Source organism: Coleofasciculus sp. C1-SOL-03, from assembly GCF_040220555.1.
Lineage (GTDB): Bacteria > Cyanobacteriota > Cyanobacteriia > Cyanobacteriales > Coleofasciculaceae > Coleofasciculus.
Genome location: NZ_JAVJUO010000022.1, coordinates 49,415 through 71,264 on the forward strand (window position 1 = coordinate 49,415; position 21,850 = coordinate 71,264).

Annotated in this window: 27 protein-coding genes, 1 tRNA gene and 2 pseudogenes; 21 read left to right on the plus strand and 9 right to left on the minus strand. The window is 44.9% G+C overall.

Annotated features, from left to right (window positions below):
* The first annotated feature begins 581 nt into the window (after positions 1–581).
* A complete protein-coding gene (sds, locus tag RIE73_RS02900; RefSeq protein WP_446399752.1) occupies positions 582–1,553 on the plus strand; it encodes a solanesyl diphosphate synthase in 972 nt (323 codons plus the stop codon).
* Between the two features lie 161 nt (positions 1,554–1,714).
* Here sds and cysE read toward each other — a convergent pair whose 3' ends face one another.
* Positions 1,715–2,473: a serine O-acetyltransferase gene (cysE, locus tag RIE73_RS02905; protein ID WP_446399753.1), complete on the minus strand. Its 759-nt coding sequence runs from the start codon at positions 2,471–2,473 to the stop codon at positions 1,715–1,717.
* A 56-nt stretch (positions 2,474–2,529) separates the two neighbouring features.
* Positions 2,530–2,964 carry a hypothetical protein gene (locus RIE73_RS02910; protein ID WP_446399754.1) on the minus strand — a complete coding sequence of 145 codons (435 nt, stop codon included), beginning with the start codon at positions 2,962–2,964 and terminating at the stop codon, positions 2,530–2,532.
* A 209-nt stretch (positions 2,965–3,173) separates the two neighbouring features.
* Here RIE73_RS02910 and RIE73_RS02915 point away from each other — a divergent pair, with 209 nt between their 5' ends.
* The 3 genes from RIE73_RS02915 (at position 3,174) to RIE73_RS02925 (ending at position 4,502) form a co-directional block, all read left to right on the plus strand.
* A complete protein-coding gene (locus RIE73_RS02915; RefSeq protein ID WP_446399755.1) occupies positions 3,174–3,326 on the plus strand; it encodes a hypothetical protein in 153 nt (50 codons plus the stop codon).
* A gap of 120 nt (positions 3,327–3,446) precedes the next feature.
* Positions 3,447–3,665, plus strand: coding sequence for a hypothetical protein (locus tag RIE73_RS02920; RefSeq protein ID WP_446399756.1), 219 nt, complete (start codon positions 3,447–3,449; stop codon positions 3,663–3,665).
* 546 nt (positions 3,666–4,211) lie between these two features.
* Entirely contained in the window at positions 4,212–4,502 is a 291-nt protein-coding gene (locus tag RIE73_RS02925) for an RNA recognition motif domain-containing protein (protein WP_446399757.1), read from the plus strand.
* A 132-nt stretch (positions 4,503–4,634) separates the two neighbouring features.
* On the opposite strand, the gene RIE73_RS02930 is transcribed toward RIE73_RS02925, so the two are convergent.
* Both RIE73_RS02930 and moaC read right to left on the minus strand, forming a co-directional pair.
* Positions 4,635–5,717 carry an ATP-dependent 6-phosphofructokinase gene (locus RIE73_RS02930; protein ID WP_446399758.1) on the minus strand — a complete coding sequence of 361 codons (1,083 nt, stop codon included), beginning with the start codon at positions 5,715–5,717 and terminating at the stop codon, positions 4,635–4,637.
* Positions 5,718–5,877: 160 nt separating this feature from the next.
* Positions 5,878–6,378 carry a cyclic pyranopterin monophosphate synthase MoaC gene (moaC, locus tag RIE73_RS02935; RefSeq protein ID WP_446399759.1) on the minus strand — a complete coding sequence of 167 codons (501 nt, stop codon included), beginning with the start codon at positions 6,376–6,378 and terminating at the stop codon, positions 5,878–5,880.
* 52 nt (positions 6,379–6,430) lie between these two features.
* On the opposite strand from moaC, the gene RIE73_RS02940 reads away from it, so the two are divergent.
* Positions 6,431–6,504, plus strand: a tRNA-Arg gene (locus tag RIE73_RS02940).
* Between the two features lie 21 nt (positions 6,505–6,525).
* On the opposite strand, the gene RIE73_RS02945 is transcribed toward RIE73_RS02940, so the two are convergent.
* A complete protein-coding gene (locus RIE73_RS02945; RefSeq protein WP_446399760.1) occupies positions 6,526–6,699 on the minus strand; it encodes a hypothetical protein in 174 nt (57 codons plus the stop codon).
* 162 nt (positions 6,700–6,861) lie between these two features.
* On the opposite strand from RIE73_RS02945, the gene RIE73_RS02950 reads away from it, so the two are divergent.
* Positions 6,862–7,221: a DUF4342 domain-containing protein gene (locus RIE73_RS02950; RefSeq protein ID WP_446399761.1), complete on the plus strand. Its 360-nt coding sequence runs from the start codon at positions 6,862–6,864 to the stop codon at positions 7,219–7,221.
* Between the two features lie 310 nt (positions 7,222–7,531).
* Here the strand turns inward: RIE73_RS02950 and RIE73_RS02955 are convergent, their stop codons facing one another.
* Positions 7,532–8,296, minus strand: a complete 765-nt coding sequence (locus RIE73_RS02955) for a hypothetical protein (RefSeq protein WP_446399762.1) — start codon at positions 8,294–8,296, stop codon at positions 7,532–7,534.
* 669 nt (positions 8,297–8,965) lie between these two features.
* Here RIE73_RS02955 and RIE73_RS02960 point away from each other — a divergent pair.
* Both RIE73_RS02960 and RIE73_RS02965 read left to right on the plus strand, forming a co-directional pair.
* Positions 8,966–9,478: a hypothetical protein gene (locus RIE73_RS02960; RefSeq protein WP_446399763.1), complete on the plus strand. Its 513-nt coding sequence runs from the start codon at positions 8,966–8,968 to the stop codon at positions 9,476–9,478.
* A 94-nt stretch (positions 9,479–9,572) separates the two neighbouring features.
* Positions 9,573–12,731, plus strand: a complete 3,159-nt coding sequence (locus tag RIE73_RS02965) for a DEAD/DEAH box helicase (protein WP_446399764.1) — start codon at positions 9,573–9,575, stop codon at positions 12,729–12,731.
* Positions 12,732–12,959: 228 nt separating this feature from the next.
* On the opposite strand, the gene lepB is transcribed toward RIE73_RS02965, so the two are convergent.
* On the minus strand, positions 12,960–13,889 hold the full coding sequence (lepB, locus tag RIE73_RS02970; protein ID WP_446399765.1) for a signal peptidase I: 930 nt from the start codon (positions 13,887–13,889) through the stop codon (positions 12,960–12,962).
* A gap of 386 nt (positions 13,890–14,275) precedes the next feature.
* On the opposite strand from lepB, the gene RIE73_RS02975 reads away from it, so the two are divergent.
* Positions 14,276–15,016 (plus strand): SDR family NAD(P)-dependent oxidoreductase, encoded by a 741-nt coding sequence (locus RIE73_RS02975; RefSeq protein ID WP_446399766.1) that lies wholly within the window; start codon positions 14,276–14,278, stop codon positions 15,014–15,016.
* Positions 15,017–15,181: 165 nt separating this feature from the next.
* On the opposite strand, the gene RIE73_RS02980 is transcribed toward RIE73_RS02975, so the two are convergent.
* Positions 15,182–15,307 carry a HepT-like ribonuclease domain-containing protein gene (locus RIE73_RS02980; RefSeq protein WP_446399767.1) on the minus strand — a complete coding sequence of 42 codons (126 nt, stop codon included), beginning with the start codon at positions 15,305–15,307 and terminating at the stop codon, positions 15,182–15,184.
* Positions 15,308–15,486: 179 nt separating this feature from the next.
* Positions 15,487–15,867 (minus strand): nucleotidyltransferase family protein, encoded by a 381-nt coding sequence (locus RIE73_RS02985; RefSeq protein WP_446399768.1) that lies wholly within the window; start codon positions 15,865–15,867, stop codon positions 15,487–15,489.
* A gap of 453 nt (positions 15,868–16,320) precedes the next feature.
* Between RIE73_RS02985 and RIE73_RS02990 the strand changes: the two genes are divergently transcribed.
* The 12 genes and pseudogenes from RIE73_RS02990 to RIE73_RS03045 all read left to right on the plus strand — a co-directional run.
* Complete coding sequence (locus tag RIE73_RS02990) at positions 16,321–16,452, plus strand: hypothetical protein (protein ID WP_446399769.1); 132 nt, start codon at positions 16,321–16,323, stop codon at positions 16,450–16,452.
* Between the two features lie 8 nt (positions 16,453–16,460).
* Positions 16,461–16,643, plus strand: a pseudogene (locus RIE73_RS02995) (hypothetical protein); the annotation flags it as partial.
* A gap of 168 nt (positions 16,644–16,811) precedes the next feature.
* Positions 16,812–17,057, plus strand: coding sequence for a UPF0175 family protein (locus RIE73_RS03000; protein ID WP_446393448.1), 246 nt, complete (start codon positions 16,812–16,814; stop codon positions 17,055–17,057).
* Positions 17,054–17,545 carry a DUF3368 domain-containing protein gene (locus RIE73_RS03005; protein WP_446399785.1) on the plus strand — a complete coding sequence of 164 codons (492 nt, stop codon included), beginning with the start codon at positions 17,054–17,056 and terminating at the stop codon, positions 17,543–17,545. Before RIE73_RS03000 ends, RIE73_RS03005 begins: the two co-directional genes overlap by 4 nt.
* 29 nt (positions 17,546–17,574) lie before the next feature.
* Entirely contained in the window at positions 17,575–17,697 is a 123-nt protein-coding gene (locus RIE73_RS03010) for a hypothetical protein (RefSeq protein ID WP_446399770.1), read from the plus strand.
* Between the two features lie 33 nt (positions 17,698–17,730).
* Entirely contained in the window at positions 17,731–17,979 is a 249-nt protein-coding gene (locus tag RIE73_RS03015) for a UPF0175 family protein (RefSeq protein WP_446399771.1), read from the plus strand.
* Entirely contained in the window at positions 17,972–18,469 is a 498-nt protein-coding gene (locus RIE73_RS03020) for a DUF3368 domain-containing protein (RefSeq protein WP_446399772.1), read from the plus strand. The genes RIE73_RS03015 and RIE73_RS03020 overlap by 8 nt, the downstream gene beginning before the upstream one ends.
* Before the next feature lie 239 nt (positions 18,470–18,708).
* Positions 18,709–18,981 (plus strand): hypothetical protein, encoded by a 273-nt coding sequence (locus tag RIE73_RS03025; RefSeq protein WP_446399773.1) that lies wholly within the window; start codon positions 18,709–18,711, stop codon positions 18,979–18,981.
* A 37-nt stretch (positions 18,982–19,018) separates the two neighbouring features.
* Positions 19,019–20,425 carry an AAA family ATPase gene (locus tag RIE73_RS03030; protein WP_446399774.1) on the plus strand — a complete coding sequence of 469 codons (1,407 nt, stop codon included), beginning with the start codon at positions 19,019–19,021 and terminating at the stop codon, positions 20,423–20,425.
* 2 nt (positions 20,426–20,427) lie between these two features.
* Positions 20,428–21,351, plus strand: coding sequence for a DUF4435 domain-containing protein (locus RIE73_RS03035; RefSeq protein WP_446399775.1), 924 nt, complete (start codon positions 20,428–20,430; stop codon positions 21,349–21,351).
* A gap of 92 nt (positions 21,352–21,443) precedes the next feature.
* Complete coding sequence (locus tag RIE73_RS03040; RefSeq protein ID WP_446399776.1) at positions 21,444–21,635, plus strand: hypothetical protein; 192 nt, start codon at positions 21,444–21,446, stop codon at positions 21,633–21,635.
* A pseudogene (locus RIE73_RS03045) lies at positions 21,608–21,790 on the plus strand (hypothetical protein); the annotation flags it as partial. The gene RIE73_RS03040 and the pseudogene RIE73_RS03045, both read left to right, overlap by 28 nt.
* Positions 21,791–21,850: the final 60 nt, after the last annotated feature.

The window sequence follows — 21,850 nt, forward strand, 5'->3', positions numbered from 1 at the left end:
CAGTGTAAATCATAGTATGGACGAACAGCAAAGTTATCTAAGATTTCATAGAAGCTGAGGCAACGGTATTAGCTCACTAGGGGGCAATAAACCTTGGCAACATGAACCTCGGGGAAAATGTCCCCAGCTTTTCGGTTGCTTCACTACTACTGACAGTGATGTGTACAAGCCTTTCTCCAACTCAGTTGGATGAAGCTTGACAGGTTTCCTACCGGAAAACTCCGGTTTATCTAAAATAGAGGACGACACTTCGTCAAACGACCAAGCCGTCATCCAAAACCTTGAGGCTATCTCTGCCTACCTAACGGCACCTTAACCTAAAGGTAAGGAAGCTAGTTGTCCCTACCACCTCGGAGTCAATCGGTCGATTAATCTTTTGAAATCCTTAATATTTAGCTTAACATAACAGTTCCAGCAATTTCTAGGAATTTTCTGATCAACTTAATAAGTCGATACAATTCCAGGGGAGTCCCTCCAGTCCGGTTATTGGTCAAACAGATTTCCCTACTTGGGACGCTTCGCTTAAAATTAAGGAAAGAATATGTAAACTTTCGTAACCTAATTTCTGAGTCGCCCAATCCATGACCTCAGTGACCTCCCTTTTTGCCCCCGTTGAAGCAGACCTCCATCTGCTAACCGAGAACTTAAAGAACCTAGTGGGTGCCCGTCACCCCATCCTCTATGCCGCCGCAGAACACCTATTTGGGGCTGGGGGCAAGCGGGTAAGACCAGCCATTGTCCTATTGATTGCGCGAGCGACGGTGCTGGATTCCGATATTACCCCCCGTCATCGCCGTCTAGCGGAAATTACCGAAATGATTCACACCGCGTCTTTGGTTCATGACGATGTCGTGGATGAATCATCAGTCCGTCGCAATGTCCCCACGGTTAATAATTTGTTCAATAACCGCGTCGCCGTACTAGCTGGAGATTTTTTGTTTGGTCAATCGGCTTGGTATCTGGCTAATCTCAACAACTTAGAGGTGGTCAAGTTGCTCTCCCAAGTAATTAAGGATATGGCAGAGGGAGAAATTCAGCAGGGACTGACGCGATTTGAGGCGAATACCACCATTGAAGCCTATCTAGAAAAGACCTACAAGAAAACGGCATCCCTGATTGCCAACAGTTCCAAGTCAGCCGGACTGTTGAGTGGTGTCTCAGCCGACGTGGCTGAAAATCTGTATCGCTATGGCAATCATCTGGGTTTAGCCTTCCAGATTGTTGATGATATCCTCGATTTCACCGCATCCACAGAAGTCTTGGGCAAGCCAGCCGCTTCTGATTTGATCAGCGGCAATCTAACTGCCCCCGTTTTATACGCCATGGAAGAAAAACCCAACTTAGAGGTATTGATTGAGCGAGAGTTTGCCCAACCCGATGACAGGAACCAAGCCTTGACATTAGTGATGGAGAGTCAGGGAATTGAGCGATCGCGGGAACTGGCGGCTTACCATGCTCACCTCGCCTTAGAAAATTTGGCATCCCTAAAACCCTCACCAGCTACGACAGCTTTAGTCGAGCTAACCGATTATGTCCTGAGTCGCATGTACTAATCCCAGGAAACAGGGAACAGGGAATATCGAATTGAAAAGCACATCAGCTTAGTGCAGGATGAAGGATGAAGTATAGACCAAGTTCGCGCTTGCGTCCTCCATCCTCTGTCCTCGCATCAGGCATGAATTTTGGTATGTCCCCGAAAAAGTCGAACTTAGGATTAAATTCCAGCTCCATCCAAAAATTGCTGAATCGCTTTATCTCGAAGTTGGCAGCTATCCGCCGTCACCATCGGAACCTGATCAGAATCCAAATCGCGCCAATCTTGCACAGGTGTGGATGATTGCTTTTCGCTTAACTCTGCCAACTTTTGTTCCAGGGTTTCAATCCGATCCACTAATGATCGAATCACAGTGGCTTCAGAATCGGGCAAACTACCATGTTCTAGGGGATTAACTCGCACGCCAGAACGATAAACGATCCGACCTGGAATCCCGACAACTGTACAATCAGACGGAACATCTCGCAAAACCACTGAACCTGCACCAATGCGGACATTGTTGCCAATTTGAATGTTGCCGAGAACCTTGGCACCCGCACCAACGACAACATTTTCTCCTAAGGTGGGATGGCGTTTGCCACATTCTTTCCCCGTACCCCCTAGGGTGACGCCTTGATAAATGAGACAGTAATCGCCAACAATTGCCGTTTCACCAATAACAACACCCATACCATGATCAATAAACACACCTTGACCAATTTGGGCGCCGGGATGGATTTCAATACCTGTCAAGCTGCGAGAAAACTGAGAAATAAAGCGAGGGATGAACGGAATCCCTATATTATGTAACCAGTGACAGATGCGGTGGAACAGGAGTGCCTGTAAACCGGGGTAGCATAATAAAACCTCGAGCCAGTTGCGAGCAGCGGGATCGCGATCAAAGATGATGCGGAAGTCAGCTAAAAACGTAGATAGCACAAGCGAGTTAAGACAAACAAAAGTAAACAACTCATTGACTATCTTATCGTTCCTGGCTACTCTCGCACAGTCAGGGTATAGTTCCAGGCTTGATTAGGATTGATGGTTCCCACCCAAACTTTATACTCTCCTGCCTCAAAGTTGGAGCCGTTTACGCTAGCATCTTGACTGGAGTCCGTATCATCACCACACAAGGCAAAGCCATCGGGTCCAGTAATCAGGAGGGTGGTGTCTTGACCGCCACTATCTACGGCTATCTGGAGCTGATCAAAATCCGCTTCTAAGTTGATGATGTGATCGGGAGTTTCCTCAGCATAACCCAGACAAGAATTACCCTGGCGATCGCGGTTCACTAGCGACGGCAATGAAAATGAACCTCCTGTCGTACCAATCGCTGATCCGGACTCCGAGGAAAATCCCGGTGATAGGGTTAACGTACCAAAATTGGCTGACTGGGATAGAACGGGTGTAGCCACAAGGGCTATAACCATGGCTATTAATGCTTGAGAACCCCTTTTCCGTAACATACCTTAACTCTCCTAGAAACACTGATTGTTAACGTCTTTGCCTATCCCACCCCAGTACCAATTGCTCAAACTGTCTACTCTTGTTCTATCTAATTTCCAGTATATATATAGTTGAAGAGGTGACACCTTGGCATCTGCCACACTCGTTTGGCTCTGGAGGGACTGTGCCTTTAATGATCTTGATTTCGCTGCTGCTGATTATGAGTTGGCTATTTTCAGAAGTTCTGGTCTTGTTTCCGGTGGATATCTTAAATTCATTGAAACCGTTTACCTCATTAACCTTGATTGTTGCCTTACTCGCTTTCTTGTGGTGCTTTGGCGAGTAAGATAATGGTAATGCCACTCTACCTAGAAATTGGGTACGCAAGTCGTGGCAAATAGAGGGTTGGGTTTTGTCCATGCCATCCCCCAACCAACCTATCGTTGACCGCAGGAGAATTTCACAAATGTTTCTTGATGAACTCACCCCTATCGTTAAAGAACTACTCCAACAGCCTGTAGCATTCTTAGGCGGATTTTGTTCAGGAGTATTTCGACTCAATCTTTCAGATGACCCCGTTAAAAGCTGGCTCGATCAGCAAACTGGTTCTACCAGCTATACGACGACTTCAACAGGAAGTGACAATGGCAGGACGAACGGACCTCAATCTATCTCGATTGAATAGAACGCTAATGGCATAACACTCTCGCGGCTAAATACTGCGCTCCCGTAGTGGGAGCCTCTAGTGCAGCTTAGCAAAAATACTTGAGCAGCTTCGTAGATACGATGAAGCAGGGGGAGCAGAGGGAGCTGGGGGAGATGTTAGCTGTTGGGGTTATTTCTGCCTTCTTGTAAGCTGTCATGCATTTAAATTGGGAATGGGTAGCGAGCAAGATGCTCGCACTACAAGGATTTCGCAATTATTGACATTAAGGTTGAAAGCCCAGGTGGATTAACACCACAATGATATCCCTGTAGGAACGACCGCGATCGCAGATATCTAAGATGTAAGCTAGATAACCGACCAGAAACCAATTTCTAGGTTATCATTAGCGATATCCATAAGTTCAGTTCTACCTTTGGTGAGATTTTTGGTTGGGCAGCTACATTCCTAGTTGATCACCCGGGAAATTAACCACGGATTATCAGACAAGACTTTAAGCTATTTGCATTTTCGAGTTTTCGTCTGTGGCTCTGAACTTTAGCCTTTCGTTCAGCCTTATCGATTCAAATGACCATTTACATCGGAAACCTGTCTTACCAAGCCACTGAAGACGACTTAAAAACAGTATTTGCTGATTATGGCACTGTTAAGCGAGTCGTATTACCTACAGATCGGGAAACAGGTCGAGTTCGAGGCTTTGCTTTTGTTGAGATGACAGAAGAAGCTAACGAAGAATCTGCAATTTCCCAACTGGACGGTGCTGAGTGGATGGGACGCCAGCTCAGAGTTAATAAAGCCAGACCCCGGGAGAATAATCGTGGTGGCTCTCGCCGTAATACCGCTAATAATGCGTGGTAGAGCTAAAGCGAACCCTATTTAACCTTTTTTGAACAAGAAAAAGTAATAATACGATAAGGGACATAAAGCCAGATTTCGCCTTGTGTCCCTTTTCTCATATCTGCCGCTACAATCTCAGGACTCTAATATTAATTAATCTCCTAGGCAAATGCCTAAACCTCTGGCAGTTTTCACCAGAGTCCCTTGGGAATCCACGGCTTTATACTGACTGATCGCATCTAAAATCGGGACGCTGACAACCTGTCGATTCTGCCAAGTGACCATCTTATCATAGTCCTGCTCTGCAATTAAATCGACTGCGGCAACACCGAAAGCCGAGGCGGTGAGGCGATCTAAGGGTGAGGGAGTTCCACCGCGCTGGGTATGTCCCAACACCGTCACTCGTGTTTCTGCACCACTTAAGGCGCTAATGCGTTCCGCTAAATAGTGACCCACTCCCCCATAGCGACATTCACCAAAACTGAGGGTATTCTGCACCACTTCCCCGGATTCAGTGCGAACGGCTTCGGAGACAATCGCTACACTATAGTTTTTGCCCTGTTGTTTGCGTTGTTGGATTTGCTGGCAGATTCGTTCTAGAGTATAGGGGATTTCCGGAATTAAAATAATATCAGCACCGCCGGCAATTCCAGCACTAATCGCAATATGACCCGCATCGCGACCCATAACTTCCAGGATCATCACCCGATCATGGCTAGCGGCGGTAAACTGTAAACGGTCTAGGGCTTCGGTGGCAATATTCACCGCCGTATCAAATCCGATGGAGCGTTCCGTAATCCCGACATCATTATCAATGGTTTTGGGAATCCCCACTAAATTCAATCCCCCTTGTTCAGCGAGTTTCCGCAAAATCGCTAAACTGCCATCACCGCCAATCCCAATTAGGGCATCGAGTCCTAACTGATGATACCCTTGGGCAATTTCCGCCGAGCGATCGCGCACTGTACCATCAGACATGGGAAAGGCAAAGGGGTTACCTTTATTCGTGGTTCCCAGAATCGTTCCCGCCAAGGTTAGCGCCGCATCCACTTGCTTGGGTTCTAGGCGAGTGGCTTGAGGGGGACGCTGCATCAACCCTTGGGTGGCGCGATAAATGCCCCAAACCTCCCAATTATAGGTTCCCACCGCCCGGTGAACCACGGCTCGAATCACCGCATTTAACCCCGCACAATCTCCACCACTGGTGAGAATGCCAATCCGTTTGTGTTCTGCCATACTGTTTATAGTTTGGTGATCTGAATCGGTTCATCCTCATTGTAGAGATGCGCCATGGCGCTAGGGTTTTTGCCTTGAGCAACTGTGCATTCAAATTAGTCTTTTAGATGTTTGAACGCGTCAATTAGCGTACAGGGGATACGACAGACAGTGCGATCGCTCAACTAGGGGATTGATACTCGCCGGATTTGCCACCCGTCTTACTCAACAGGCGGATGGATTCAATTTGAATCGATTTCTCCAAGGCTTTTGCCATATCGTACAGGGTGAGGGCGGTAACAGAAACAGCAGTTAAAGCTTCCATTTCTACCCCGGTTTCGGCTTTAGTTGTCACTGATGCCTGAATCTGATACCCCGGTAGTTGAGAGTCCGGTTGGATTTGTATATCGACTTGGTGTAGGGGTAAGGGATGACACAACGGGATCAGGTTTGCTGTCTGTTTAGCTGCCATAATGCCAGCCAGTCGGGCGGTGGCTAAAACATCTCCTTTCGGCGCATTACCTGTCTCAATCGCCTGGAATGTCGCTGTTTGCATCCGCACTTGAGCCGCGGCGACGGCTTGGCGACGGGTAGCGGGTTTACTGGAAACATCGACCATTTGGGCTTGACCCTGAGAGTTTAGATGACTGAGGGATGATTTTTGGGCAAAGTCTTGCGTCATTGGATAAAGATGTGATATTGTAAGTAATCGGTGAGTCAATCACTCACAGCTAGGGCTTGTAGCTCAGTGGACTAGAGCACGTGGCTACGGACCACGGTGTCGGGGGTTCGAATCCCTCCTAGCCCGTTTAAATCAGTATCTCTCAGATCAGCCAGTCTCAAGTCTTTCTCTCTCAAATTTGTTTGCCCCTTCCAAAGCACATCGGCGACAGGCTCCAGTGTCCAATAATTGGCGAACCTGATCCGCATTTTCTGCCCGGATGGGAGTCGCTAATCCTAATCCAGTCAGGAAAAAAACCACGACCAATAGTTTTGGATACATTTTGCCTTTCCTTGTCAAGTGCTTCTAGATGTATTGTGCCAAACTATAGGGTAGAGATTTCTTTATGTTTCCCGAATCAACCGATCAATTCAATCCAACTGGTGAACTCTCTAGCAACTGGGTTCGCTACCCTGAAGGGTAGTGACATACAACAGCTTAACCATGAACGAACCAATTCGCACACAAGAAAGCGTCGAAGAGATTAACGCTAACACCGTTCCTCTAGAAAATGAGTTACAGTCTATTGAACCCGAGATTGATACCACTACCCAAGTCAATGTCGAAGAATTCACCATTAGTGGCGATGATTTAGTGGGTAAGGTAAGGGAACTGATCCATCAGGGTAACATTCGCCGGATTATCGTCAAGAATGAAGAGGATCAAATCTTAATCGAAATTCCCCTAACCGTTGGCGTCGTGGGTGGAGTCGTTGGGGTGACATTGTTTCCCGTCATCGCGGCTGTCGGTGCGATCGGGGCACTGGTTGCTCGTTTGAAACTCGTGATTGAGCGACGAGAGTAGGCAATCAGATGATTGGGGAAGAGGGGAACCTTCACCACCTGCGCGGACATGGTGCGTGAATGTTCCAGACGTGCTTTTAAAGCGTCTGTAGGGGCGGGTTTAAGGACTTTCTTCTCGCTATTGATGATCAGGTTTGTTCAAAACCCGCCCTTTCCCAAGGTAGGGGCTTCGGGAGCATGTCAGGGTTGATATAATGTTCACGCTAACCCGATAAGTTGGGTTACTCTCCGAGAAGGCTTCGCCTACGTTCCTCAACCCAACCTACAACGTTGACATGCATCCGTTCACTATAACTTTCCCCTCTCACCCATCAGCGCAAAAATTCTGAAGGCAACAGCGGTTGATTTGTTTGTTCAGTTTTCAACGTCGGCGGACGCACATTCCCAGGCGTTGGGGGTTTTGGTGGAAGTTCATAGCGCTGCGTTCCCCAACCCCAATTCCGATCTTCCGGTTTAACCACCGGGGGAGTTTTGCGACCCGTTGGTAGAGGAATCTGTTCGCTTTGAGTGACCTTGACATAAGGCTGACCTTCGTTCGTAAAGCGAACCAGTTGACCTTCAAGTTCGGGTGTTTGGATGGTTTGATTCTCTGCGGTTGGCAGCTGACCCTGAGGATCAAATAATGCCACAAACGATACCTCACCAGAGGGTTGCAAGGAGTCACCAATGGGGGATTCATCCAGTTGCCATGCTTCCCGAAAATGTCCATCGGGTGCTACCTGCCATAAATTTAGCGTAGCTTGCCATTTTCCGTCCTCAACCCTGACTACTTGGCGATCCAGAATCGAATAAGGAGAATACGATTCATCGCGATAAACCGCCTGATCCGGAAACCGTAAATCGCGAATGGCGGCTACGGTAATTTGACTTTGATCCGGGAGATTAGTTGTGCCACTCAAGGTGTAGAGTCCAGGACGACCTGCGGCTTGGGCGTTGAGAGTTAACTTGATATCGTCTGAGTCTGGAAATGAACAGCTTGTACACCAAAGCAATAGTAAGACTAAAATTGTCCAATTTCGGAAAAAAGATAGGGGGCGCATTTTAGCGGCAGACGGTGGGTAAGATTGATTGAGCATAGTCATTTGTCATTCGTCATTTGTCATTTGTTTTCGGAGCCAAGTATTCCCTTGTAGGGGCTTCCTCACCGATAACGGAACAACAAAACCCACCCTGATTCAATTGTCGGGGTTATGTAAGGGCGTACATAAGTCATAATTTCTAGGGAGTAAAATGCTTCCACGACCAATAATATTGCTGAATTGAGATGCTTCCCTAACCAACTACCTCTGGAACAGCGTCTGCTTTGATTGCTGAACCAATGTTATAGTAGTCCTATTGACTGACTATGATAGCAATTTTATTGGTCTACTGTGTAGGTGTGTGCAGTAAACTCTTGGAGTCGGGATGAAACAAGGTATATCATCTGAAGCTGCTGCACATTTAGATGGGGTATAAGTAGCGAGTTGGTTACACGACAATGATTTGGCAATTTTTGCTAATAAGGTTACCTAAATAAAAAATACCTGATATATTGTATCCTTTTTTATAATTCCAACTCAATTAAGTAGGTAGACTCTTATTAAAGTTAACGGTTGAGATTAACGAATTAATAGGAGAAAGTAATGGTTTGAGTGCGATCCACAAAATTTAATCAGCGTGCTGCTTTTTTGTCCGACTCCTTATTCAACAATTAAATCGACAAACTATTATTGCTTGCTTTGTTTATCAGAAAGAGGAAAAGAGTAATGTTTGACTTAGCAAAAATAAAACATATCGCTCAATCCTATTCTCCTCAAGAATTATTCGCTGCCCTAGTTTGGCAACGCCGCTTTAATGAGTTTGATGGGGAGGAAGTGATTACGGATCTTGCCAACAACTCATCGTTATGGGCAAGTTTTCTGTTCACGAAACCGATTTTTGCCCCCGACGAAAATGGTTTGAGCTTTAGTGGTGTGATTGATACGCTTCTGGCAATGGCAAACTATCGTCCCATGCCCGAAACCAGTATTCTTCATTTTGTCGCTTATCCAGCCGATACACTCTATATTCTGGCAGAAAATCAAGACACAATTGTGTCTCAGCTTTTAGACTTCGGCAAAAAGTGGCGAGCGGATTCAGTAGATATAACGGATGGTACAAATGAAGACTACAGTTGGCGGCTTAAACGGCGACTGATGGCTCGATTAGACGCAGGACTTTCTGATCAGGAAATGCAACGCGATCGCGACGCGGTGGTGATTTCCTATTGGTGGGATTGAAGGTTAACCGCAGCGTTCCTTGCCCCCTACTGTACAATAATGACACGAGCAGACCCGATAAGAATAACGCCCTGGCAGAACGCTAGCTTCAATCATGGCTGATCCAACTTGGGAAACCCTGAAGACGTTTCTCCACCAATTGTTGTTGATTACTTTACCCAGCAACGAGGATGTATCTGGGGTGCATCCCTTCCTGGCGGAGAACTCTGATAAGCTGAATGAGACATTTGCCCTAGTGCTGCAAGACTGGGCGATCGCACGGTTGGCTGAACTCGATGATGATCACAAGCCGGATCTGGCGAGACGTCTGCGGGGGATGAGCCAGTTAGTCAACCAGTTTCCTGGGGGCGATCGCACGGATAATCGGGAAATTGTTCGCACTGGCTACGAAATAGCCGCTCAAGTTTTCACTCAGGCTGATGATCCCCAGGATTGGGCGGAAACTCACTATGATTTGGGGTTAATTTATTTAGAGCGGAATAAAGGCGATCGCATTCAGAACCTACGCCAAGGGATTCAACGATTGGAAGCCGCTTTAACTGTCTACACCGCCGCGTTTCCTGAACAACGAGCCGACATAGAAGCGCATCTGGAACAGGCTTATCTAGAAATTCGCCAGCATGAGTTGATTGAACCCAACCATCCTATCGCCTCAACCCCTTCATCGTCTGTGTCAGCCACCCCCCAAGTCAGTGAAGCTGACATCGCCGCGATTCAATCCCCTGCATTTCGGGCGATCGCGCAAAGCCTCCTCGATGGGGAAAAGTTAACCGCTGTAGAAATTACTCCCGCTTCCCAGGAAGAGGCTGAACCCTTACCTCTGGATTTACCCCAAGTTCTCCGCTATGCTTTAATGACCATTGGCATCAACGCTCTATGGTCTCATCAGTACGCCTCATTACAGGCGTTGCGTCAAGGGGGAGATATTATCCTCTCCACCCCAACAGCCAGTGGTAAAACCTTGGCGTTTCTGCTGCCAATTTTGGAAACCTGTCTACTTAATCCTCAAGCCACCGCCCTATTTATTTTTCCCTTAAAAGCGTTGGCGGTAGATCAGTTGCGGCAAATTCACGACATTCTTGACAATGTGCCAAGGTTTCAGCGGATTAATGTAGTGATGCTGACGGGAGATGTTCCCATGGCTGAACGGATTCAATTATTGGAACAATCGCCGCAAATTGTTTGTATTACCCCGGATTTACTCCACCATCAACTGTTTAAAGTGTTTAAACCGCAATGGTACTCATGGCAATGGTTTCTGGCTAATCTTCGCTATTTAGTCATTGATGAAGCCCACACCTATCGCGGTAGTTTTGGTGCTCACTTTGCCAATTTAATGCGACGGTTGCGATTAGCCATGGATCAAAGTGGTGGAGATTCGACTCGATTACAACATATCTTTGCCACGGCGACGATTGGTAATCCAGGGGAATTAGCCGCAACCTTTAGTGGCAGACGGGGAAATTTATCCCTAATCGAGAACAGTGGTGCAGCAACGGCGGCGCGGACAACCCTCTGTTTAGCCCCGTCTAAGTATGCCAATATGGACTCTTGTGCGATTGTCCTATCGTGGTTAGAGCAAGGATTAAAGGGAATCGTTTTTTGTAATAGTCGCATTTCCCTCAAATCTCTCTTAAATCAAATCCAAGAACATCTACAGCAACGGGGACAAGGTTATCTTAAATCCCAGGTGAGGATATTCTATGGTTCGCTGAAATCTCATCATCGTCGCCAAATTATCCAGCAATTGAGTACGGGAGAAATTAGCATTATTTTGGCAACCTCAGCCTTAGAAGCGGGGATTGATATTCCAGAACTCGATTGTTGCTTACTGCGCGGTTATCCCGGTTCACTCATGCAGTTACGTCAACGTCAGGGAAGGGCGGGGCGAAAAAGCCCCGGTTTAGTTATTTTTCTGCCCATTGCCCAAAATGCCTTGGATTATTTTTATGGAAATAATCCAGACTTATTGTTAAACGGTGATGTTGAAAGTGTCGTATGTAATCCTGACTATCAACTCTTCCTCAAACAGCATTTACTCTGTGGCGCTTGTGAGACTGGTATTCCCTTGGAGAAATTCAATCACTATTTTGGTCAGCCCGCCGCAGACATTGCCATTCAGTTGCTAAATCAAAACCAGTTATCCCTCTCTCGCCACCAGTACTTGTGGACGAAACCTTATCCCCATAAACAGGTGCAAATGCGAGGAACAAACCATTGGACGGTGACATTGGTGGATCAGAAAACGGGGGAAGAATTTGAAGAATTAGATGAAAAACACGCCCAGCGAGAAGTATTTCCTGAGGCAATTTATCAGCATCAGTCGCCCGGAGGAGAGCGAGTTTGGTATTCTTGTCAAAGCCTGGATTTGCAGAATAAACAGGCAATTTTAACTCCCCTACCTGAAGATCCCCAACAGTTAACTCGTGCGGAGCAAGAAACCGAGATTGAACTCAAATCTCACTTAGCTGAACCGAAGATTCTGGAGACAAGCATTCCGGATGGACGAATCCGCTTAATTTTGGGTTGGGGAGAAATTACGGATTACGTGACTGGATATACACTCTATAGTTTAGAATACGATAAAACCTGTCAAAACTTTCAATGTAAGCGCTACCATACGCCTGTTAAAGAAGCGCAATGTCCAGACTGTCGGCGCAAGACGCGGTTTGCGGAAATCCAGAAACGGCTCAAAACAGAGACGTTTGAGCAGCCGTATTTAACCCGACTGGAAGCACCTGTACTGCAAATCGAAGTGAATCAACCGATTAAGGACTCTTTGACTCAACAGGTTAAAGGAATCAAACAAAGATTGATTCAGCAGTATGGGAAGAATATTCCTAGTGACTATACCTGTCTTTGGTCTTGTCCACCAGAACGGATTGCCTTACATTCTCTCACCCACCAAGTTAATTTGGCTGTACCGTTATTAATTTTGAGTGAAGCTCAGGAGGTAAATAGTCTGATTGTAAACAAACCCCATCGTCAACATACCTTACCCACGATTGGGTATTGGTTTGATACAACTCCCGGAGGAAATGGAGTATCTGAGGCGATTTTTCATCGTTTCGGGGATTTTGCGTTTAAAGCAAAGGTGTTAGCCGAAGGGTGTGACTGCGATGAGGGTTGTCCTCGCTGTTTGATGCAGCACAGTTGTCCTGAGAGTAACGTGGCGTTGAATAAGAGTTTGGGACTTTCCTTATTGGACATGATTACCCAGGTGGAGACGTTACCTTTGGCTTCGGGAAGTTAGGATAAATTTGTTCAATTCTACGCCCAGAAATGTAGGGGCGCACCGACGTGCGCCCAATCTAATGGTAAGATTTATCCCACCATTTTATACCCAATCCAATTGCGAAAACCCACTTTACAGCAGTTTTCAAGTTAGTAGACTACAGACGATGATTGCGCTGAAAACTAAGCCGACACAATTTTGTATTCCATAAACATGAAAAGCGCTGTAAAAGTGGATTGAGTATAATTACTCTACAGTTCCTCTTCGGTCAGGGGGCCAATATCGTTTAGTTGCTTTACCAATAACATTTTCTCTAGGAACAAACCCCCAATAGTGACTATCATAACTGTTATTGCGGTTATCGCCTAGGACAAAGTAAGAATTAGGCGGTACAGTGACAGGATCATAAGTATACTCTGGAGGCTCTTCAATATAGTTTTCCTCTAAAGGTTGATCATTGATATAAACCTGACCCGCTTTAACTTCTACTTTCTCTCCGGGTAGACCGATGATACGCTTAATGAATGCATCTTTAAAATTTTGCTGCTTGAGAGATTCTGTGGGAGAAAACACCACAATATCTCCTCGTTGTGGCTTTTGGAAGTGGTAACTCCACTTATTAATGAGTAAACGATCATTAACTTGTAGTGTCGGCTCCATTGCACCTGATGGGATATAACGGGATTCAGCGACAAAGCTTCTTATCCCACTTGGCAAAAAATTGCTAATAATCACAAAAAGAGAAACAAGAAGAGAAACAATTAGTATAGGCTTCCATGTTCTCTCGCGTCGAATAGGTGAAGCCGCATAAGCGCGATAAACAACGAACCCCATGAAAAAAAAGAGCAATCCGGGAATCAAGCCAGAAATGATAAACAGGATAAACCACAAAATCCCTGTCCATTTTTTTAGGTATAGATGTCCCAATCCTGGTATAATTTGAGACAAAAAAACGGCTAACCATGGATCTTTGTTTCTGATTCTAAACTTTTCAAAACGAGGCGAGTTTGAACGTTTAACACAGCGATAAGCATCAAATAAGTTCCAAACTGACAGGTATAATAGTCCCAGTACTACCAGTACTAATACAGTCAAAACGGTTATAGTATCCAGAGTGCTGAAGGCTAAGTTTATCGCTAAACCGATTAACACTATGTAACTGACGCTAATAATCAATCCGCGAGTTACTTGACCTGCATAAAATTGCCCTAAACCTGGAAAAAACCTAGATAAGTTAACAGCTAACCAAGGTTCTTTTCCAGGGGGCCAGTGAGATTTAATTTGCTTTGATTTCGACATAATTTCACATATCGCTATCTATACACACAAACGAACCTGATACTTGTGAATAATAGGCAGAAATTTTTGTAGTGTAGGAGAAACGCGATCGCATCACAGTAGCTCATCTACGCTAGACACAATCACTCCGAAGGGAGCGATCACATAATAGCACCATGCACAGCGCGATCGCACCAGATCAGTTGGCAGACTTGGTGGTTCTCAGGGAGGATGACTTTTCGATTCCAAGCCTGTTCTAGTTGAAGGAGAAAAGGAGAATTTAAATGGCTGATCTTAAGGGAAAAAAAGCATTGGTAACAGGTGGTAGCCGAGGTATAGGTGCTGCGATCGCGAAACAATTGGCATCGGAGGGGGCTGATGTCGCGATTACTTACCGTAAATCCACAGAGACAGCAGACCAGGTTGTGACCAAAATTAAGCAGTACGGAGTTAATGGAGTTGCCATCCAAGCTGATGCGATGCAGGCGGAGAATGTTGCGGCTGCGGTCAAGGAAGCCATTGGTCAATTTGGCGGGTTGGATATTCTCGTCAACAATGCTGGGATTTTTGAGTTGAAACCGATTACTGAGACCACACTTGAGGATTTTGACCGAATGATGCAAGTCAATGTCCGTGCTGTATTCGCGGCTGTGCGTGAGGCGGTACAGGTCATGGGTGAGGGCGGTCGGATTATTACCATTGGCAGTGTTAATGCGGATGTGATGCCCTTTGCCGGAGGGTCACTCTATGCCATGAGTAAGGGAGCCGTAGCGGCTATGAGTCGTGGCTGGACACGGGATTTAGGATCTAAAGGAATCACGGTTAATACAGTTCAACCGGGTCCGATTGATACAGATATGAATCCAGAAGACGGGGCATTTGGGGAAACCCTGAGTGCTATGACGGCTGTAGGGCGCTATGGCAAACCGCAGGAGGTGGCAGAATTGGTTACATTTCTCGCTAGTCCCAAGGCGGGAAACATTACTGGGGCAACGCTGAATGTAGATGGTGGCATGACAGCTTGAAGCCTAAGTAACGCCCTTAGTTTTCACAGTATGGGGCGTAAGGAAGGGAGGTAAATTTTTAGGGGTAGATTGGGAGATTGGAAAATTGTGTAGGGGCGGGTTTTACTACTATCTTTTCGGCTGCACCCAGATGGAACTAAACCCGCCCTGACTGAGGTTTATAGCCTACTCTTTCATTTCTGCGAGGCTGGTTTGCATTTGCTGGAGGAGTTGGGGAATGTTGATTTGAATGACTTCCCACAGAATTTTAATATCAACTTCTTTGTACTCATGAACCACTCGGTTACGCATTCCTCAAATTGCGTTGATAGGAATTTCTGGATGAGCCTGGGTGAATGCTGGCGATAGGCGGTTCACAGCTTCGCCAATTATGACGATTTGATAGAGAACAGAGGATTGAGTTTTTAAGTCTTCGGGCAAAGGTTTGATAGTCCAAGGTTTCGCAGAATTCCAAAATTAAGCGACTGGCTCTAATCAAATCCAGTAAAACCTCTTTGTCTCTGTTCATAAATCACTTTCGAGTTGTCTAAAATATTCTGGCGACGTATAGGGTTATGGCTTTGTTGAATTGCTGATTTGGTGACGACATCAACGGGGCGGTGAAACAGTTGGCTCAGTTGTTGCTCAATAAGATCGAGATCGAAAAATGTAATTCTGGCTTTTTCGGAAAATTCCACTAATACATCAATATCGCTATCAGCATTAAAGTCTTCTCTCAAGATTGAGCCAAAGAGGGAAAGCTCTACGATTTGCCAATGTTGACATAGTTTTTTTAGGGATTTATCGGAAATGGTTATACTAGGAGGAATAGGGATTTGATGAGCTACTGTTGATAACCTTGAATCATTCATAATGAATATTCCGTACTACACCGTCTTAAAAAGGACTGTAGCAAAAATTATATTTTACCGCCAAATCCATTACTCTGAGTCTTTATTAGGACTTACGCAAAGCCTCTATGTGTAGTGGCGTGACCGGGTTAAAATAGGACTTTGTTTGTAGTAAGCACGAAGAGTGCTTTAACGCCTAGCTGGAGTTGGCTCAAGCCCTCACTACGAACCAAATCTATTTCACTTAGGTGGGTCACGCCAGTAGTGGCTTGACCCAGCTAAAATTGTGCAATAGATTTGACGGTTAAACCGGGCGCAAGCCTTGCGCCCCTACAATTCTAATTCACCATTTTAGGTGGGTCAGCCCAGTAGGGTGCGTTAGCGTTCGCGAAGCGTTCCCGAAGGGTAGCGTAACGCACCTTTGCCACTGTGGTGTAGCTGCGTAAGTCCTGTTTATAACAGGTGAATCATTTTGTGACTATAGTATTATTTTCCGCATTGTTAGAGGAGAAGGGGAGGAACCGCAAATCCTCAACGGTTGGTCATCTGGAGTTGGTGGATGAGGGGTTTGTGCAGTTGTGCGAGTTGGTGGCAGCTAATTTGTAGAGGGTTTGATGGTTGCGGTATATTTAGATGTATGTTGTCTCAATCGCCCTTTTGATGACTGGGCGCAGGAACGGGTTCGGCTAGAAGGAGACTCAGTTTTAACTATTCTGGAACGAGTTCGCACCGGAGAATGGCAACTCATTTCGAGTGAAGCGATCGCAGTGGAACTGGAAAAAGTGCGAAATCTGGAGATGATGTGTTAATGTTGGTGACGCGGGAGAAGTTTTTGCCGGATTTACAGAAAATCAGAGATCTTTAGAAAATGAGGTGACAAGAAACGGGGTTTCTGACATCATCTCTATTTTTCCTAAAAGACTGAAGAAAGTTTTGGATAGATTTATATTTTTCAAGGTAATATGATGAGCTTAGTAATTTCCGAAGAGATTGTTAAAGCTAGTGGACTCTCTGAACAAGAGTTGATTATCGAGTTGGTATTACTGCTGTTTCAGCAGGAAAAAATTAGTTTGGGTAAGGCAGCAGAGTTACTGAATATCTCTCAGGTTAGATTTCAAAAAATTCTATCAGATCGGGGTATCAATATTCATTATGATGTGGAGGAGTTGCAGGAGGATATACAGCATTTAACGGCTAAGGGATGGCTATGATCGTTGTGAGTGATACTTCTCCTTTAAGTGGGTTGGCGATCGTCGGTTATCTTGGGTTATTAGAACAACTCTACGGACGGGTATTGATTCCTTCGGGGGTTTGGCATGAATTACAGCGAGGAGGAGAAGATGACCCGCGCATCACAGATGTGTTAGGTCTCGATTGGATTGAGGTTCGCGATCCCACTAATCAACAATTGGTAAATGTTCTACAAACTGAACGTCATCTAGATCGAGGAGAATCAGAGGCGATCGCTTTGGCATTGGAAGTGAATGCAGAAGAATTATTGATTGATGAACGGTTAGGACGAAGGGAAGCGATTGATTTGGGATTGTCGATTACGGGATTATTGGGAATTTTGTTAGTAGCAAAGCGTCGGGGTTTGATTACTCAGATTAGACCGATTATGGATAGTTTAATATCGGAGGCTAATTTTCGGATTGGGGCAAATTTATATAGAGAGGTTTTAGCGGCTGCTGGGGAATGATAAAAAGCTGGGTCTGGGGTAAAATCGGAATGGTATCCTCTACCCCTTGTGTGGCTATGGATGAACAGAGATCGCAGGCTTATCTTTCCCTGATTCAAGAACTCCTCGCCTGTCCAGGTGAGGTATCCGGTGGAGATCGCGAGAGTGATTAATGAATGTCTTTTGAAATGATGAGGTGATGGTAGATGCAAGCAATTAATATACAAATTCCCATCGAATTAATTGAGCAAGGTGAGACGGCAGTTTTGGAACAAATTGCCATGCAACTTTATGAAAATAAGATATTTACCTTTAGTCAAGCCCGTCGGTTGTTGAATTATTCCGTGTGGGACTTTCAAAAACTGTTGGGAGAAAATCATGTTGTTCGGCAATACGACCAAGATGATTTAGCAGAGGATATCGAAGCGATTCAAGCAGGATTGTGGGATGGTTAAAGTCATTTGCAATGCTACGCCTTTGATTAACTTTGCAAGTATTAATCGCTTAGATATATTAAAATCCCTGTTTACTGAGATAGTCATTCCCCAAGCGGTTTACTCGGAAACCGTTGAATCAGGATTTCCTAACTCTGAAACCATTGTTAATGGAATTGAAGCGGCTTGGCTTAAAGTTAAGTCGGTGCAGGAGATGCCAGAATCCATCCCTTTAGAATTAGATGCTGGGGAAAGGGAGGTGATTGCTTTAGCACTGAGCAAACAAACAACTAGGGTTGTATTGGATGAAAAAAGAGCCAGAAAAGTGGCTCAATCTTTAAAATTGAATGTGATTGGCACTTTAGGAATTTTGATTTTAGCCAAACAAAACCAGATTATCCCCAAGGTGAAACCGCTATTGGATGCAATGATGACAGAAGCCCAATACTGGGTTAATGAATCTCTGTATGACAATGTTTTGCAAGCTGTTTCTGAGGATGAAATCGAGTAGGGTGACCCACTCTACCAATTACTCTCGGTGGGGGAAAAGAAACTGGGTTTCTCGGTCGCGGGGATGGAGTAAAATTGGGACACTGTCCTGACCTGGTGTGCGGCTATGGATGAACAAAGAGTGCAGGCTTATTTCTCTATGATTCAAGAACTTATCACCTGTCCCAGTGGGCAGGAACTGCAAATCCTCAACCGTCATCCGGAGTTGGTGGATGAGGGGTAGTCGCTAGTCTCTGGGAAGTGGATGAACTGGCGGCGACTTTGGTGACTCTGCACCTCTATCAAATTTTACCGGACTATCCCTCGGTCACGGCTGCCCTGCAAGCGGCTCAAACCTGGTTACGGGGTTTATCTTCTGATGATGTTCTCCACTGGCTGCAACATGACCTGAAGGCGACGGAGGAAGAAGTGGAAGCAGTGAAAGACCGTTTGTATTTATTTGAGGATGACCCCCCTTCGCAGAAGCCTGTTATTGGTCAGCGTTTACGGCTATCGGTTTATAATTGGGGATGACCGTCAAGATGATTCCTAAAGTGATTTGATAAATTAAATGTATATTGACCTCAAGCGAATTCGGATAGAGTGTCTCTTTGACGCTTATAATTTGGATGTCCCCATTCAAGACAATACTTTAATCATAGTTGGTGAAAATGGATCGGGTAAAAGTACACTGATTAATTTATTATATTACACCTTAACGGCTCAGTGGGAACGTCTAGCCCAGCTTCCCTTTCATTCCTGCATTGTTACAATTGGCAATGAAGAATATATCCTCAAAAGAGAAGATTTACCCGCTGCTCAAAATATGAGCCGTAGCCGTCAAAGATTCGTTCTTAAGTATTTTGAAAATAGGTTATCTGCACAAGAACTTGAAAGTCTGCTCAATGAATTAGCCGAGCATGGCTCAAAATACTGGTTGTCAAAAAACAGATTTATGGGATTAAGACATAAATTCCCTGAAATTTCCCCTGGAGCATTGCGAGATATAGCTAAAATCAATCCAAATTTTGCATCTTTAGATGAAAATGAAGAAATCAAGGTTACAGATAGACTGGCTGAAGCTGTCCAATCTAACTCTAAAGAACAAGTCTTATTTTTGCCCACTTATCGCAGGATTGAAAAAGAATTAAGCGATGTTTTTCCTGATATAGACTTGGATGATGTCTTCCCTTTTTCTAAAACTAATCGTTATCGGAAGAAGCCACGATCTGGATATGTCGAACTGGTTGAGTTTGGTATGGAAGATGTAATTCGGGCATTTGACTCAACCTTATCAGACTTGGATCAAAATTTTCGCACTGAACTGAATCGATTGACTGGGAGTTACTTAGGGGATATTATTCGTAATAACTATAAAAATGTTGAGGCATCTCAACTGTCTACTGAAGAATTTACGGAAACAATCAAGGTGATGCTTCCTCGGATTGGGGATATTCTTTCAGAAGGCGATCGCAAAAAACTGGGAGAACTCCTTGAAGATGTAAAAATCAACAAAGATTTATCAGAAGAACAACGGGTTCCCGCTTATTTTTTGACTCGTTTGGTCGAAATTCATAAAATTCAACAGGAAAAGGAACGCCCAATTAGAAACCTAGTTGATTTGGTCAATCAGTATCTCAGCAACAAAGAGCTAGAATTCAACCCCAGTAAATTTAAGTTAGCTATTAAACGCAAAAGCAAAGATATGGAAGTACCAATACCAGGTTTATCATCTGGGGAAAAGCAAATTATTTCATTATTTTCTCATATATTTTTAAGTGATTATAGTCAGTATTTTTTGGTCATTGATGAACCAGAATTATCCATATCTGTCCCTTGGCAACGCCGGTTTCTTCAGGACTTAAAAGATACCGAAAAATGCTCTGGTTTAATTGCCGTGACTCATTCTCCTTTTGTGTTTGAAAATTCACTGGCGGAATATGCACATTCTATCAGTGAGTTTATCGAGGAGATTTGAAGATGTCATCTTTCTTGGATGCTTTGAAGGCTGCACCGACATCATCCCAAGCTAAATTAAATATATTTCTCCTAAGTTTTCAACCCCAAGGTCAGGCGATCGCAATTTTTCTGGAGGGACGCGACGATCCTTCCTTGATCCGAGTCAACGTTCAACGCTTCGCTGAACCGAAGGCTTTATCGGTCGAAATGACTATATTAGGGAATAAAAAGGCAGTGTTGAATGCTTATGATTATCTAGGCAAACGATTTCCAAACAACCCCAGAATCATGTTTTTTGTGGATAAAGATCATGATGACCTCATCGGGGAAACTCGGGGAACAAAAACTCAGCAAAGCTTATTCGTAACCGAACACTACTCTATTGAGAATTATCTGGTTTCAGAACCAGCCATTGCGGCGATATTAACCGATTTCTGGGGTTTGGATTCATCCAGTGAGGCAATTGCGATCGCCTGCCAAAAGTTTCATCAATTCCAACGGGATTATCGTCAAGTTTTTTTACCGTGGATGGCGTGGCTTTTAGCGACTCGTCGATTGGGACAAAAACCAAACACCAATAATATAAAGGTTTCGATACTGAAGGTAGATATAAACTATCAAATTATGTTTAACTGGAAACCTGACATCTTGACTCACTTAGGAAGAGTCTGTAATGTCAATATCCAGCCAGATCCGACGACAATTGACTCCACCATCAGAGAACTGGAAGCCTTACCGACAAAAGTTTGGTTGCGGGGAAAACAAGAACTCTGGTGTTTAATTAAGTTTCTAAACCGACTGGAAGAAGAGGTCAAAACTGGAAAAGTCAAGCTAAAAATTAGATCGCCGATCGATATCAACAATATCGTTGAATTGCTAGCCCCCCGTCTGCCCTGTCCTTCAGACTTAAGAGATTACCTAGCCAATAGACTGGGTAGTTTATAGATGACCCCCCCTTCGCAGCAGTCTGTTACGGGTCAGACTTGACGGCGATCGGTTTATAATGGGGCAGAGTTGAGCCATGATGAGGTCAGACGATGCCCACTGCTGAAAATGAACGAATTGTGCGGGCTTTTTTACTGCTTCTGCATCGAGAAAGCAAAAAACCAGAGAGCAAGATTATTCCCCCCACAGCTTGGGAAACTTTAGCGGAACTGCAAGCCACCCTCAAGCCAGCCAATGATGATATTAAAACTATAGCGCGATCGTTGCTTCAACTTCCGGGTTAATTACTGAACCTTGGCAGCTTCCTAATCGCGATCGCTTTTTGCTTCCCCCCCACCCGTTTATTATAGCCTTGGTGGGGAGTTTCTTTTGTTCATGGGGTGCGTGGTGGGTGGCAGATAAATTGATTAAAAAGGGGCGATCAGATTCTAATTCGTAGGTTGGGTGAAATGAAATGTAACCCAACATTAGGGTTTGATGAGGAATACTTAGCTGTTTT